At 52.6% G+C, this 13,402-nt stretch carries 12 protein-coding genes, 2 tRNA genes and 1 pseudogene; 10 read left to right on the top strand and 5 right to left on the bottom strand.

The genetic code is table 11. The annotated features are described in order from the left end of the window. The first annotated feature begins 163 nt into the window (after nucleotides 1-163). Nucleotides 164-253, top strand: a tRNA-Ser gene (locus tag IMQ33_RS10575). A 106-nt stretch (nucleotides 254-359) separates the two neighbouring features. Here IMQ33_RS10575 and IMQ33_RS10570 read toward each other — a convergent pair. The 4 genes and pseudogenes from IMQ33_RS10570 to lsrR all read right to left on the bottom strand — a co-directional run bounded on the left by IMQ33_RS10570 (nucleotide 360) and on the right by lsrR (nucleotide 4,231). Beyond that, nucleotides 360-1,370, bottom strand: coding sequence for an AI-2E family transporter (locus tag IMQ33_RS10570; protein ID WP_065685623.1), 1,011 nt, complete (start codon nucleotides 1,368-1,370; stop codon nucleotides 360-362). Between the two features lie 113 nt (nucleotides 1,371-1,483). Continuing rightward, nucleotides 1,484-1,591 (bottom strand): annotated as a pseudogene (locus tag IMQ33_RS26160) (cupin domain-containing protein); the annotation flags it as partial. Nucleotides 1,592-1,603: 12 nt separating this feature from the next. Further along, nucleotides 1,604-3,196 carry an autoinducer-2 kinase gene (gene lsrK / locus IMQ33_RS10565; protein WP_065685622.1) on the bottom strand — a complete coding sequence of 531 codons (1,593 nt, stop codon included), beginning with the start codon at nucleotides 3,194-3,196 and terminating at the stop codon, nucleotides 1,604-1,606. A gap of 69 nt (nucleotides 3,197-3,265) precedes the next feature. Next, complete coding sequence (lsrR, locus tag IMQ33_RS10560; protein WP_161713778.1) at nucleotides 3,266-4,231, bottom strand: transcriptional regulator LsrR; 966 nt, start codon at nucleotides 4,229-4,231, stop codon at nucleotides 3,266-3,268. A gap of 249 nt (nucleotides 4,232-4,480) precedes the next feature. Between lsrR and lsrA the strand changes: the two genes are divergently transcribed. The 9 genes from lsrA to IMQ33_RS10515 all read left to right on the top strand — a co-directional run bounded on the left by lsrA (nucleotide 4,481) and on the right by IMQ33_RS10515 (nucleotide 12,101). Continuing rightward, nucleotides 4,481-6,046 carry an autoinducer 2 ABC transporter ATP-binding protein LsrA gene (gene lsrA / locus IMQ33_RS10555; RefSeq protein WP_196062306.1) on the top strand — a complete coding sequence of 522 codons (1,566 nt, stop codon included), beginning with the start codon at nucleotides 4,481-4,483 and terminating at the stop codon, nucleotides 6,044-6,046. Then, complete coding sequence (gene lsrC, locus IMQ33_RS10550; RefSeq protein ID WP_196062305.1) at nucleotides 6,040-7,089, top strand: autoinducer 2 ABC transporter permease LsrC; 1,050 nt, start codon at nucleotides 6,040-6,042, stop codon at nucleotides 7,087-7,089. Before lsrA ends, lsrC begins: the two co-directional genes overlap by 7 nt. Continuing rightward, complete coding sequence (gene lsrD / locus IMQ33_RS10545; RefSeq protein WP_196062304.1) at nucleotides 7,086-8,087, top strand: autoinducer 2 ABC transporter permease LsrD; 1,002 nt, start codon at nucleotides 7,086-7,088, stop codon at nucleotides 8,085-8,087. Before lsrC ends, lsrD begins: the two co-directional genes overlap by 4 nt. Before the next feature lie 42 nt (nucleotides 8,088-8,129). Beyond that, a complete protein-coding gene (gene lsrB / locus IMQ33_RS10540; protein ID WP_196062303.1) occupies nucleotides 8,130-9,152 on the top strand; it encodes an autoinducer 2 ABC transporter substrate-binding protein LsrB in 1,023 nt (340 codons plus the stop codon). A gap of 34 nt (nucleotides 9,153-9,186) precedes the next feature. Next, nucleotides 9,187-10,062, top strand: a complete 876-nt coding sequence (gene lsrF, locus IMQ33_RS10535; protein ID WP_065685618.1) for a 3-hydroxy-5-phosphonooxypentane-2,4-dione thiolase — start codon at nucleotides 9,187-9,189, stop codon at nucleotides 10,060-10,062. Between the two features lie 55 nt (nucleotides 10,063-10,117). Beyond that, nucleotides 10,118-10,408, top strand: a complete 291-nt coding sequence (gene lsrG, locus IMQ33_RS10530; protein ID WP_196062302.1) for a (4S)-4-hydroxy-5-phosphonooxypentane-2,3-dione isomerase — start codon at nucleotides 10,118-10,120, stop codon at nucleotides 10,406-10,408. Nucleotides 10,409-10,627: 219 nt separating this feature from the next. Next, nucleotides 10,628-10,717 (top strand) — tRNA-Ser (locus IMQ33_RS10525). A 692-nt stretch (nucleotides 10,718-11,409) separates the two neighbouring features. Beyond that, on the top strand, nucleotides 11,410-11,619 hold the full coding sequence (locus IMQ33_RS10520) for a hypothetical protein (RefSeq protein ID WP_065685610.1): 210 nt from the start codon (nucleotides 11,410-11,412) through the stop codon (nucleotides 11,617-11,619). 101 nt (nucleotides 11,620-11,720) lie between these two features. After that, the gene (locus tag IMQ33_RS10515; protein WP_065685609.1) at nucleotides 11,721-12,101 is read left to right on the top strand and encodes a DUF1622 domain-containing protein; all 381 of its coding nucleotides are present in this window, start codon (nucleotides 11,721-11,723) and stop codon (nucleotides 12,099-12,101) included. A 37-nt stretch (nucleotides 12,102-12,138) separates the two neighbouring features. Here IMQ33_RS10515 and IMQ33_RS10510 read toward each other — a convergent pair whose 3' ends face one another. Next, nucleotides 12,139-13,254: a GGDEF domain-containing protein gene (locus tag IMQ33_RS10510; protein WP_065685608.1), complete on the bottom strand. Its 1,116-nt coding sequence runs from the start codon at nucleotides 13,252-13,254 to the stop codon at nucleotides 12,139-12,141. Nucleotides 13,255-13,402 lie beyond the last annotated feature (148 nt).

Raw genomic sequence — 13,402 nt, 5'->3', positions numbered from 1 at the left:
AATAAACTGGCAGGGAGAAGGCGGAATTATCGCGCGACAAATCAGCAAATTGCTGGAAGTTTGGCTAAACGCACGCGGTTATGGCACAAGGCTATTGACGCTGGGATCAGATTCTCCTACATTAGCGCCCGTCGACAGCGTAAACCGTTGCCGATGACAAAACGGTGAGGTGTCTGAGTGGCTGAAGGAGCACGCCTGGAAAGTGTGTATACGCGTAAGTGTATCGAGGGTTCGAACCCCTCCCTCACCGCCATATTCGAAGAAAAAGTCTGAACTCACGTTCAGACTTTTTTTTTTGCATATTCCCCGCACAGGGAAGGGTGAGAATCCTCGACAGGGTTCGAAAAAAAGACTCGCCCTCAAATCAGCTTAGCTTCCCTGAGTTCACTTTTCAGATAGGCGTAATAGATAGGAGCGGCAACCACACCAGCCAGACCGAATGCTGCCTCAAAGACCAACATCGCCAGCAAGATCTCCCAAGAGTTAGCCCTGATTTTAGTGCCGACAATACGGGCGTTGAGGAAATACTCAAACTTGTGGATTACGATCAGGTAGAGCAGCGCAATCAGTGCCACTCCGAGTGAAACCGACAGGCCAGAGATGAAAACAATGGTATTGGAGATCAGATTACCGATCACCGGCAGCAGGCCAAAGATAAAGGTAAACACCACCAGCGTTTTCGCCAACGGGATATGGATCCCACACAGCGGTAGCACACCAAGGATAAAGATAGCCGAGAAGAAGGTATTGATTGCCGATATTTTAACCTGAGCAAACACAATATTGCGGAACGCCTGAGACAGCAGCGAAATCCTTTTCATCAGCTCACTTTTCAGTAATGGCCGATCTTCGCTGCTATCAATGTTATACAGTGAGACTATGGCACCGAGCACCATCCCGATCAGCATGGTCACCAGGCCATGCAGTACGCTCTTGCCCATCGTCTGTAACAGAGCTATGTGCTGTTGCAGTCGGCTCAGGATCTCGTTCTTCAGCTCTTCCACACTCAACGGCAGATAGCCCGGCATATATTTTGCCACCTCTTGCTGGACATCCTGCAGGATGAAAGCAATACGGGTGTTGATGCCAGAGATATTCTTCATATCCTGCATCAGATAGCCAACGATACTCCCCACAATGGTGATCAACAGGCCGACCACCAAAGTACTGATCACCGCCACAACCAGCCATCTGGCCCGATGTCCGCCAATCACCTTCTGAAAATGTGGCGTAAGGATATTCACGATCTCGTAAACCAGAAAACCCGCCATAAAGCAGGTAAGAAGATGCAACGGTAACAGCAGCAGGATCCCCCCCATCACAAAGATGAAACTGATTATCCTGGCCTGTTTGACATTCATTATCTGCATTGTTACTCGCTTGCCCTTGAGAGGATTGGGTTTTTAAGTACCTGTTTTAGTATTAGGTTTTATTTATCATGCCAAACAGATCGCGACAACCTAAAATCACCTAACTTCAAGAATGGCTGCAACACCACGACGCCCATATCGCACTGCGGGCCACGGATCAGGTATTTAGGGCCATGGTCTGCAAAGCGATAGTCGTGAGATATCTCATTGGTCTTGATGATGATTATCCTCCTTCAAAGACCGGGAGCCTTCCACATTGACGTCGTCAACCCGTGATCGACCAAACCAAGTTGATCCAGATACACCTCCAGCCATTTTTGACGTGCCTGTTGATAAACCTCACTGTTTTCTGGATTCGGGGTATGTTCCCTATCCCAACGCACCAGGCTCTCCCCCGCATCCGCCAACGACGAATAGACCCCTACCCCCACGCCAGCCGCAATAGCACATCCCAGCGCAGTCGCTTCCTTAACCACCGGGACTCGTACGGTCAGTCCGGTGACATCGGCCAGGATCTGGCTCCAAAGCGTGCCTTTTGAACCGCCACCTGCAAACACCAGTGAATCGGCTTTGACACCTGAGAATTCGGCGATTTGTTGTAGGTTACAGGCCGACACGATGGCCGCGTTCTCTTCAAGGGCGCGGAACAACGTAGCTTTGTTGCACTTTTCCGGATCGATCGACAGGTTGATAAATGAGGGAGCGGCGTGATACCAGTTCTTAAAGCGCATGACATCGGAGAAGATGGGCATAACGCCATGAGCACCTGATGGTACTCGCCTGGCCATATCCTCCAGCAAGGCATAGGTATCCACACCCAGACGTTCACCAACCAGCTTCTCCTCGGCGCAGAAGGCATCACGGAACCAGCGCATGGTCAGCCCGGTAAAAAAGCTGATGGATTCAGCCTGGACCATGCCCGGGATCACATGGGGGTTAATGCGCACATTCATATTGGGATCGGTCACCGGTGCAGGAAGGTTCACCACCTGCTGCCAGAACGTTCCCCCTAATACGGCAGTCTGCGCCGGTCTGACGATGCCAAGACCCACGCACCCCAGTTGGACATCGCCGCCCCCGACAATCACCGGAGTGCCAGCCCTCAGGCCTGACAGTGCGGCAGCGGTGTCCGTCACCACCCCCAACGGCGTTCCCGTCTCTTTGACCGGTGAAAGAATGTCCGAACGCAGGCCCGCCATTTCCAACAGGCCTTTTCTCCAGTCTCGCGTGACCAGATCAAGCAACCCGGTAGTCCCGGCATTTGACGGATCGACCGCAAGTTCACCGCTGAGCATATAAGCCAGCCAGTCACTGATCATGGTGACCGCGGCTGCCTGGCGATAGATATCAGGGCGGTAGTGCGCCAACCACAGCAGCCGAGGCATTGCGCTGAGTGCCAGCGTCTGCCCTGAACAACGGTAAACCTCATCTTCAAAAGTGTGGTTGTGGATCTCTTTTAACTCGCTGACCTCACGCGTTGCCCGTGCATCTACGTTGGCGCATGCCCAGATCGGCTGACCTTCTGCATCATAGATCACAATCCCTTCACGCATTGAACACGCAGCCACGGACACAATCGCCTCCGGCGCAATGGCCGCCATCTTTAACGCCTGATGGATGCATTGGCAGGTGAGGTGCCAGTTTTTGGCAAGATCGAATTCCATGGAGCCCGGTACATCAGGGACCGCCAAATGTAACCATTCGGCTTGCCCTACTGAGACTTGATTGCCTTCCAAATCAAAAATTACCGCTCTAATGCTGCCGGTGCCGGCATCCAGAGCCATCAGGTATTGGCCTGATGTGACAGGAGTACAGAGTCGAGCCATGTGTTTGTCCTCGGCTGATGTTGCTTCAAGGTGTGGCAGTGAGACAGTCTGTTACATCGCTAATGACCTTTACTTTCCAATAAGTTTAAGCATTTCTGCCGCCGTGTCCTGATCGGTGACTAACGCGTTGATATAGCCGCCCTTCAATGCCGCCACGATCGCTTCGGCTTTTGGTACTCCCCCCGCAACCCCGACAACGGTAGGTATGGTGGCAAGCGCGCTCAAGCTCAGCCCTATCAGTTCTTGATGAATTTGCATGTCGGGAATAATTTCGCCGCTGGCATCAAAAAAGTAGCCGAGAATATCGCCAACGGCGCCTTTGCGGCCAATCATCAGTTGCTCGCCTTCGGTGATATAGCCAGCGCGTAAAATGGTGGCGGCATCTTTTTGACTCACCGCCCCGATCCCTACTACAGCGACATCGGCAGCCTGGGCCGCCAGCAGCACGTCCCTGACGCTATTTTCATCCCGCAGAGTGCGAGCAATATCGGCAGACGAAGCGCGCAACGGGGCTGGGATCATGCTGACGCTGCAGGCGGCATCCAACTGACCAATCCCGGTCATATAAGGCCCTACACCACCGGAAAGCGTGACCAGGCGAATTTGCTGCGAAGATATGAAGCCGCTGAGCCTTTTCAACGTGCTCATGGTCGCCTCGCCAAACCCTGCCGCCAACAGTTGCTGCGGCTCCAGAGACTCCATCAGCATGTGTGCCGCACCGATCCCCAGCCTCGCGCTGTCATCGGCTTCGGCCAAGGCGGGCAATACGCGAATGTTCTTCAGGTCAAAATGCTTTTTCAATGCATCTTCATATTGTAGGCACCCTTCAAAGCGGGAGTTAATCTGCACCCGAATGATCCCGGACTGATGCCCTTTTTCCAGCAAACGTGAAACCTTAAGGCGCGTCAGACCAAGCCGGGTGCTGATCTCGCTCTGCGTCAAACCATCGTGGTAGTAGAACCAGGCGATACGGGCGACCTGCTCCTCCTCACACATGCCATGTTCGGTGACCAATGCGCTGTCATTTATCGTCATAAATCCGCTTCTCTTTGAACATTTTTAAACCTTGAACACAATTGTTCCGCCATCGCTCAACAATAGCTGTGAGTCATGCCACAAATATACACCAAATTTGAACATCGGTTTTCATAGTAAACAATTATTCAAAAAACGTGATCCCCATGATGGTTTTATCGCCAAACCCTGACTAAGGTTATGAACATTTAGTTTTCTAAAAAATATTTGTTCAACTCAGTCCCTCATCTTCGAGTGAACGGAGGCAAGATGCAAACCGGTGAATACCCAGCTCCACCTCTGCTCTGCGTACAAAATATCAATAAGCACTATTCCGGTGTCGAGGTACTGAAAGGCATCGACTTTACTCTGCATGCCGGGGAGGTACATGCCCTGCTCGGAGGTAATGGCGCAGGAAAATCAACGCTGATGAAGATCATTGCTGGCGTGGTACAACCGGACGGCGGTTTTATCGAGATCAATGGCCAGCGTTGTGTCAACCTGACCCCGGTAAAAGCGCATCAGTTGGGGATATATCTGGTGCCGCAGGAACCGCTGTTGTTTCCCAGCCTGTCGGTTAAAGAGAACATTCTGTTTGGCCTTCCTGCCAAGCGGGCCACTGTGGCAAAAATGCAGCAGTTACTTGAACTGTTGGGATGCAAGCTTGAGCCCAGCAGTATGGCAGGCTCGCTGGATGTGGCTGACCGCCAAATCGTTGAGATCATGCGGGGCTTAATGCGTGATTCTCAGATCCTGATCCTGGATGAACCCACGGCGTCACTGACGCCTGCCGAAACGGACCGGTTATTTGCCCGCCTGCATGAACTGCTTGGCAAAAGTGTCGGTATTGTCTTTATTTCCCATAAGCTGCCGGAAATACGCCAGATTGCCGATCGCGTCAGCGTAATGCGTGACGGCAAAATCGCCCTGACGGGGAAAACCACCTCGCTGACCACGGATGAGATAATTCAGGCAATCACCCCAGCGGCCCGTAATGTGGATCTCTCCGCCAGCCAGAAACTCTGGCTTGAACTGCCTGGCAATCGGCCCGCCAATCCTCAGGGCAAAGCCGTATTGCAGCTGAAGGAGCTTACTGGTGAAGGCTTCCGGCAGGTTACTTTCAACGTCCACGCAGGGGAAATACTTGGCCTGGCTGGCTTGGTAGGTTCAGGGCGCACGGAGCTGGCTGAAACGCTGTATGGATTGCGCCCAGCCAGTGCGGGCAGCATCATGCTCAATGATGAAGACATCGCAAAACTGAACACCCGCCAGCGCTTGCAGCATGGGCTGGTCTATTTGCCTGAAGACCGGCAGTCCTCCGGGCTATATCTGGACTCCTCGTTATCCTGGAACGTCTGTGCTCTGACCCACAATCACGGAGGGTTCTGGGCCCATCCACTGCGTGACAACGCCACGCTTGAACGTTATCGCCGGGCGCTGGATATCAAATTCAGCCACCCGGAACAGCCGGCCCGCACCCTGTCTGGCGGTAATCAACAAAAAATACTGATCGCCAAATGCCTGGAGGCAGCGCCACAGTTGCTGATTGTCGATGAACCAACCCGCGGTGTCGACGTCGGCGCACGCAACGATATCTATCAGCTCATTCGCAGTATTGCCCAGCAGCATGTCGCCATCCTGTTTATTTCATCCGATCTCGAAGAGATAGCCATGATGGCCGATCGGGTCTGCATCATGCACCAGGGCGAGGTGGCAAGCAACGCACTGTGCGGCGACGAGATTTCTGTGGATACCATCATGCATATGGCCTTTGGCGAACAACACGCCGTATCTCCCTCCCATCAACCTCGTGCCAACGGGGAGACACCATGCTGAAGATGATACAAAACAACAGAGAGCTGACGGCGCTGCTGGCCATTATCGGCCTGTTTGCGCTACTGGGTTGTATTGATAGTAGCTATTTCAGTTTCCAGACGCTGACCATGATCTTCAGCAGTTCACAAATCCTGATGCTGCTGGCCATCGGCGCGGCACTGGTCATGCTGACCCGTAACATTGATGTCTCCGTCGGTTCAATCACCGGGATGTGTGCTGTGTTGCTCGGGATAACGCTCAATGCCGGGTACAGCTTGCCCGTCGCCTTTACCGCCACGCTATTGCTCGGCTTGCTGGCAGGTTTTTTTAATGGAGTGCTGGTCGCCTGGTTTAAAATTCCTGCCATTGTCGCCACCCTGGGGACCCTGGGTCTGTATCGCGGCATCATGCTGCTGTGGACCGGCGGTAAATGGATCGAGGGGTTGCCAAGCTCGCTCAAGCAGCTTTCTTCGCCGGTACTGTTGGGGATCTCGCCGATTGGCTGGTTAACCTTACTGCTGCTGGCATCAATGGCATGGTTGCTGTTGAAAACCTCTTTCGGTCGCAGTTTCTATGCCACCGGTGACAACCTGCAGGGCGCTCGTCAACTCGGGATCCGCACCGAAGCCATTCGTATCATCGCTTTCTCACTTAATGGGCTGATGGCGGCGCTCGCCGGGATCGTGTTTGCTGCACAGATAGGCTTTATTCCCAACCAGACCGGCACCGGTCTGGAAATGAAAGCCATTGCTGCCTGCGTGCTGGGGGGTATCAGCCTGCTTGGCGGGTCTGGCACGGTGGTGGGTGCCATTCTGGGTGCCTATTTCCTGACGCAGATCGACAGCGTGCTGGTTCTGTTGCGCATTCCTGCCTGGTGGAACGACTTTATCGCTGGCCTGGTTTTGTTGGGGGTTCTGGTGTTTGATGGCCGCTTACGCTGCGCTCTGCAAAAGAATATTCGCCGCCAAAAATATGCCCGGTTTATCGATCCCCCGGCCTCATCGCAGCCATCCCCTCACTCCACCCAACTCCCTGCACCGGGAAAAAAACGGGAGATCGCATGATGGCACAATGGCGACGTTTCGGCTGGGAACTGACGCTGGCCGCCCTGCTGTTGATTGAGATCCTGGCGTTCGGGGGGGTTAATCCGCGCATGCTGGATATGAATGTCCTGTTGTTCAGCACCAGTGATTTTATCTGTATTGGCATTGTGGCACTGCCGTTAACCATGGTGATCGTCAGTGGTGGCATTGATATTTCATTTGGTTCCACCATTGGCCTGTGCGCCATTGCTTTAGGGGTGATGTTCCAAGCGGGGATGCCTTTGCCGCTCGCCATAGCGATAACCCTGGCCTTGGGAGCGCTATGCGGTTTGATCAACGCCGGATTGATCATCTATACCGGTATCAATCCTCTGGTGATCACCCTCGGCACCCTTTATCTGTTTGGCGGTAGCGCCCTGCTGCTTTCAGGCATCTCTGGTGCCACCGGCTATGAAGGCATCGGCGGCTTTCCGATGGCCTTTACCGATTTCGCCAACCTGACGGTGTTTGGCCTGCCTGTCCCCCTGGCCTTATTTACCGTCTGTGTCCTGCTGTGCTGGCTACTGATGCACCGGACGCACGCTGGGCGCAACATCTTCCTGATTGGCCAAAGCCAGCGCGTGGCGCAATACAGTGCGATCCCGGTTAACCGAACGCTGTGCGCACTCTATGCGATGAGCGGATTGGCTTCAGCTATCGCTGCGGTGCTGCTGGTTTCCTACTTTGGTTCGGCACGTTCCGATCTTGGCGCCTCCTTCCTGATGCCAGCCATCACGGCGGTAGTGCTTGGCGGGGCGAATATTTACGGCGGCTCTGGTTCCATTATCGGTACCGCCGTAGCCGTCTTGCTGGTCGGCTATCTGCAACAGGGATTACAAATGGCCGGCGTACCCAACCAGATCTCCAGCGCACTTTCCGGGGCGCTACTGATTATTGTCGTCGTGGGCCGCTCCATCAGCCTGCATCGGCATCAAATCAGAGAGTGGCTCCAACGACGACGCAGCACTCATCAGGTTTGAGCCAGGACACATCTTCTGACAACGCGATATACGGAGAAAAACATGACCCTACAACGTATCAAAAAGATCGCACTTTTAAGCGTACTCGGCATGGCTTCGCTAAGCATTGGCGTACAGGCGGCAGAGCGCATTGCCTTTATTCCCAAACTGGTGGGCGTCGGCTTTTTTACCAGCGGAGGTAATGGAGCATTAGAGGCGGGGAAAGAGCTGGGCGTTGACGTAACCTACGATGGGCCAACAGAGCCAAGCGTTTCCGGTCAGGTGCAGTTGATCAACAACTTCGTTAACCAGGGCTATAACGCCATTATCGTCTCTGCCGTCTCCCCGGAAGGGCTGTGCCCGGCGTTAAAACGTGCCATGCAGCGTGGCGTGAAGGTATTAACCTGGGACTCAGACACCAAGCCGGAATGTCGCTCTTACTACATCAATCAGGGTACACCAGCCCAACTCGGGGGCATGCTGGTCGATATGGCAGCCAATCAGGTGAAGAAAGATAAGGCCAAGGTTGCCTTCTTCTACTCCAGCCCGACGGTCACGGATCAAAACCAATGGGTGAATGAAGCCAAGCGTAAAATCGAGAAAGACCATCCCGGCTGGGAAGTGGTCACCACACAGTTTGGTTACAACGATGCCACCAAGTCACTGCAAACCGCCGAAGGGATCCTGAAAGCCTATGGCGATCTGGACGCCATCATAGCCCCGGATGCCAATGCCCTGCCCGCATCCGCTCAGGCAGCAGAGAACCTCAAGCGTGACAACGTGGCGATTGTGGGGTTCAGCACTCCAAACGTCATGCGCCCCTATATTCAGCGCGGCACGGTTAAAGAGTTCGGCCTGTGGGATGTGGTCGAACAGGGGAAAATCTCGGTTTACGTGGCCAACGCCCTGCTGAAAAACGGCGAATTGAAGGTGGGCGACAAGCTCGATATCCCTGGCCTGGGTCAGGTAGAGGTCTCACCAAACAGCGTACAAGGCTACAACTACCAGGCGAAAGGCAATGGCATCGTGCTGCTGCCTGAGCGCGTGGTGTTCAACAAAGACAATATCGACAAATACAACTTCTAACCTATCGCACCGATTATGTGGAGGGAGTAATACAATGGCTGATTTAGATGACATCAAAGATGGCAAAGACTTCCATGTTGACCAACCGCAGCAAAATGCCCTGTTTAGTTTAAAAGGCTGCGGTGCGCTGGATTGGGGCATGCAGTCCCGCCTGGCACGTATTTTCAATCCCCGCACCAATAGAACCGTGATGCTGGCCTTTGATCACGGCTATTTTCAGGGGCCAACGACCGGGCTGGAGCGTATTGATATCAATATTGCGCCGCTGTTTGCGCATGCAGACGTGTTGATGTGTACCCGGGGTATTCTGCGTAGCGTGATCCCACCCGCCACCAACAAACCCATCGTCCTGCGCGCTTCAGGGGCAAACTCCATTCTGACCGAGTTGAGCAATGAGGCGGTAGCTGTCGCCATGGACGACGCGGTGCGTCTGAATAGCTGTGCCGTCGCCGCGCAGGTTTATATCGGCACGGAACATGAGCACCAGTCGATTAAAAACATCATCCAACTGATCGATGCGGGCCTGAAAGTTGGTATGCCCACCATGGCGGTGACCGGCGTAGGGAAAGATATGGCACGCGATCAGCGCTATTTCTCACTGGCCACGCGTATCGCCGCCGAGATGGGAGCGCAAATCATCAAGACTTACTACGTGGACAAAGGGTTTGAACGCATTGTGGCTGGCTGCCCGGTCCCTATCGTCATCGCCGGTGGTAAGAAGCTGCCAGAGCGCGAGGCGCTGGAGATGTGCTTCCAGGCCATTGATCAAGGGGCCTCCGGGGTTGATATGGGGCGGAATATTTTCCAATCGGAGAGCCCGGTAGCCATGATCAAGGCGGTACACGCCATCGTTCATCAGAATGAAACGGTAGAACACGCCTACGAACTCTTCCTCAGCGAAAAAGGCTGATACGGCTGAAATGCGGGCCGGTTTTCCAGGCCCGCCCCAATCAAGGAGGCTGATTATGCACGTTACCCTGGTCGAAATTAACGTTCATGACGACAAGGTTGAACGGTTTATCGAGGTGTTTCGTCAAAACCATCTGGGGGCTATCCAGGAAAAGGGCAACCTGCGCTTCGATGTGTTACAGGATCCAGACATCCCCACGCGCTTTTATATCTATGAGGCCTACGTCGATGAGCAGGCAGTGGCTTTCCATAAAACGACCCCGCACTACCAAGCCTGTGTCGAAGAGTTGGAGGCACTGATGACCGGCCCACGTAAAAAGACGGTCTTTATTGGTTTGATGCCCTGAAGGCTTGCCCCACCTCTCCAGTGGGGCAAGCAATGAAGTTCGTGTTTGAACAGCACCTGTCCGCAGGTGCTGGGCTAAATAATCGCGGTATTCCGACTTGATTTACGGCAAAGCGGCGACGGCTTAACCACCTGAGCTAAAACCGTAAAAATATTCTTGACCGGTTAACCGACTCTCCCTATAGTAGCGCCCCGTTGCACTGAGTAACGCGCAACGTACGGTGAGGTGTCTGAGTGGCTGAAGGAGCACGCCTGGAAAGTGTGTATACGCGTAAGTGTATCGAGGGTTCGAACCCCTCTCTCACCGCCATATTCCAAGAGAAAGTCTGAACTCACGTTCAGACTTTTTTTTTGCATGTTCCCCAGTCTGGGAGGGGTGAGAAACCTCGACAGGGTTCGACAAAATGGCTCGCATCGCAGAGACATTTTGGATGGCCGACGGGCCGCCCGTAAGGTGAGCTTGCGAATCAAGCCCTCTCTCACCGCCATATTCCAAGAAAAAGTCTGAACTAACGTTCAGACTTTTTTTTGCATGTAACACAGTCAGAGAGGGGTGAGAAGCCTCGGCAGGGTTCGACAAAATGACTCGCATCGCAGAGACATTTTGGACGGCCGACGGGCCGCCAGCAGGGTGAGCTTGCGAATCAAGCCCTCTCTTACCGCTATATAACAAGAAAGACTGAGCTATTGGCTGTCAGTTAAGACTACTCATTTCCATCTCCCACAATATAGATCGAGTGCCACATTAACACTGCATTGGGGAGAGGGAGCGGGTACAGAGCTACGGTCAGATGCAGTAGACAAGTTGTGGCACGTTCGGTCCCCTCTCCTTTTAGGTGAGGGCTAGGGTGAGGGGTGCGGCGTCAAGGTAGCTGTAAGCCTCTCGACGATACAATCGGACAATTTATCGTCACACTCTGTTTAAACAAAAGTTAGAAAGTATTTGCTACTATACTGATAGCGCTATAATTTAGTTACTTTACTCAGGATACAGGTATCATCATGACTAATCAGCACACTAGCGGCGAATTGACTGAAGAACAAAAAAAAGAAATTGACTTAATAGCGTTACAACGAGTCCAGGCAATGAATAGCGATGAATTCCTTTGCCAACGCATTGACGAAAAAGTTCACGCGATGGAAGAGCACGTCAAAGCTTATTTCAATAAGTGCTTTTCACTCCACTTAAACAACAAGCGTAGCGAAAAGTAAAATCCTTTACGGGCCTGAGTTAAAACGCCCTATTCCAAGCCATTCACTAAGCACGGTTTGTTGGTGATAGGCTAATAAACATGGAAAACGGAGCCATCTAATTGGACAGTATCAAAGAAATAATTATCTATTTCTCTCTAATGCTACAGGTTTTTTTAGAGCTTCTCTCCGTTATTTGCGTTTTTGTCGGGTTGGTAAAGGCACTTTATACCACAATAACCAAAGTTAAAAGTCAGTCCATACTCTATTTGATCAGGGCGCGCTTTGGAACCTGGCTCGCTTTGGCGTTAGAGTTTCAATTAGCGGCTGATATCTTGGCAACGACGATCAACCCTAGCATGGAAGAGTTGATTAAACTGGCAATCATTGCCGTGATACGAACATTCCTTAATTACTTTTTATCTAAAGAGTTGGATTATGCTGAAAGCAATGTTGCTGTCGTCGGTAAAACCGATGCAACAACGCTGGAGGGGAAAAAGTAAAGGTGCCAAAGAAAGTATTGTTTGCTCCCGGGTCAGGCTAAGACTTCTTAGCCGCCATAGGGCTAAACCTCTTCCCCAGCTGTGATAACAACATCAAACGGCTGCTGACCACGCGGTTTTTACCCTCGTGCTTAGCGTCATACAGCGCTTCATCCGTCATCTCTATCGCTTTCTCCACCGACATACCGGCCAGATAGAGCGAGGTCCCAATGGAGATGGTCAACCGGATCGCCTCCCCACTCTCGGTAATAAAATCAAATCCTTCCACCCGGCTGCGAATGCGTTCCGCCACGGCCGCAATATGCTGCGGTTCATAACTGGACGTGATGACCATAAATTCCTCACCGCCGTAACGTCCAACAAAGTCCTCATCACGTACACAATCTTTCAAAATGGCCCCCACGCTGGCCAACACGCCGTCACCCGCCAAATGACCATAGGTGTCATTAACCTGTTTGAAATTGTCTAAATCCAGCAGCATCAGGCCACAAGACTCCCGTTGGGCGTGTTGCAGCATCATTTTGTAATCCACGCTGGCGCGGTTGTTGATATGGGTCAGGCTGTCGGTCGTCGCCTTGCTGCGCATGGAGAAAAAGGCGTTAATATGGCGCTCTTTAAAGCTCAGGGCGTGGTAGCAAATCGCCAGGCACAGCGCCGATGCAGCCTGATACAACAGAATATCCAGCCACAATTCACGGAAGTTGACCAACGAGCAGACCACGGCAATGCGGTAGAGTGCAATGATACCAATGGTAAGATAAAACACCCGGTTCGATTTTTTCCGCCAGACCCCCGATAACAGCAGCGGCAAGATGATCGAACCGATAAACAGATTATCCAGCGTAAAGCCGCCGTTAAAGCCAAAGTTCACCAGATAGCACACTATCCCACTGACTGCACCACCGAAAAACAGCACCAGGATCATCGGGATCATGGCAAAGCTGTAATAAATATTACCGGTGAGCAACAGCCGAGACTGATTCAGATACAGCACCGCCAGCCCCGCCAGCACACCAAATAACACCCGTTTCCACACGGCAGACTGGTAGGAAAAAGGGGCGTTTCTGCTAAGTGCAAAGTAGGCTACCGACAGCGTGGCATAGGTGATGCACGCGTCACTGTAAAAAGACGAGATCGACGCAATATATGTCATAACTATTCGGCATACTCCAGGATGCGGCAATGTTGTTTTTCGGGTTATTTTTGGCAACGGCCCCCTGTAATACCGCTTCCGACAGCACTCATCATACTTAAAATGACAATGACTAGGCGGGTATATGTTATTGCCAGGCAATCTATGT

The organism is Serratia sp. Res13-Sevr-LER1-36-b (assembly GCF_015673035.1).
Lineage (GTDB): Bacteria > Pseudomonadota > Gammaproteobacteria > Enterobacterales > Enterobacteriaceae > Chania > Chania fonticola_C.
Note: the sequence above shows the minus strand (reverse complement) of the source record. Positions and strands in the feature narration are given on the sequence as shown.

Excerpts from the sequence above, each read along its gene's own strand:
- IMQ33_RS10570 (WP_065685623.1), bottom strand. The coding sequence starts at position 1,370 with ATGCAGATAATGAATGTCAAACAGGCCAGGATAATCAGTTTCATCTTT.
- lsrK (WP_065685622.1), bottom strand. The coding sequence starts at position 3,196 with ATGGCTCGACTCTGTACTCCTGTCACATCAGGCCAATACCTGATGGCT.
- lsrR (WP_161713778.1), bottom strand. The coding sequence starts at position 4,231 with ATGACGATAAATGACAGCGCATTGGTCACCGAACATGGCATGTGTGAG.
- lsrA (WP_196062306.1), top strand. The coding sequence starts at position 4,481 with ATGCAAACCGGTGAATACCCAGCTCCACCTCTGCTCTGCGTACAAAAT.
- lsrC (WP_196062305.1), top strand. The coding sequence starts at position 6,040 with ATGCTGAAGATGATACAAAACAACAGAGAGCTGACGGCGCTGCTGGCC.
- lsrD (WP_196062304.1), top strand. The coding sequence starts at position 7,086 with ATGATGGCACAATGGCGACGTTTCGGCTGGGAACTGACGCTGGCCGCC.
- lsrB (WP_196062303.1), top strand. The coding sequence starts at position 8,130 with ATGACCCTACAACGTATCAAAAAGATCGCACTTTTAAGCGTACTCGGC.
- lsrF (WP_065685618.1), top strand. The coding sequence starts at position 9,187 with ATGGCTGATTTAGATGACATCAAAGATGGCAAAGACTTCCATGTTGAC.
- lsrG (WP_196062302.1), top strand. The coding sequence starts at position 10,118 with ATGCACGTTACCCTGGTCGAAATTAACGTTCATGACGACAAGGTTGAA.
- IMQ33_RS10520 (WP_065685610.1), top strand. The coding sequence starts at position 11,410 with ATGACTAATCAGCACACTAGCGGCGAATTGACTGAAGAACAAAAAAAA.
- IMQ33_RS10510 (WP_065685608.1), bottom strand. The coding sequence starts at position 13,254 with ATGACATATATTGCGTCGATCTCGTCTTTTTACAGTGACGCGTGCATC.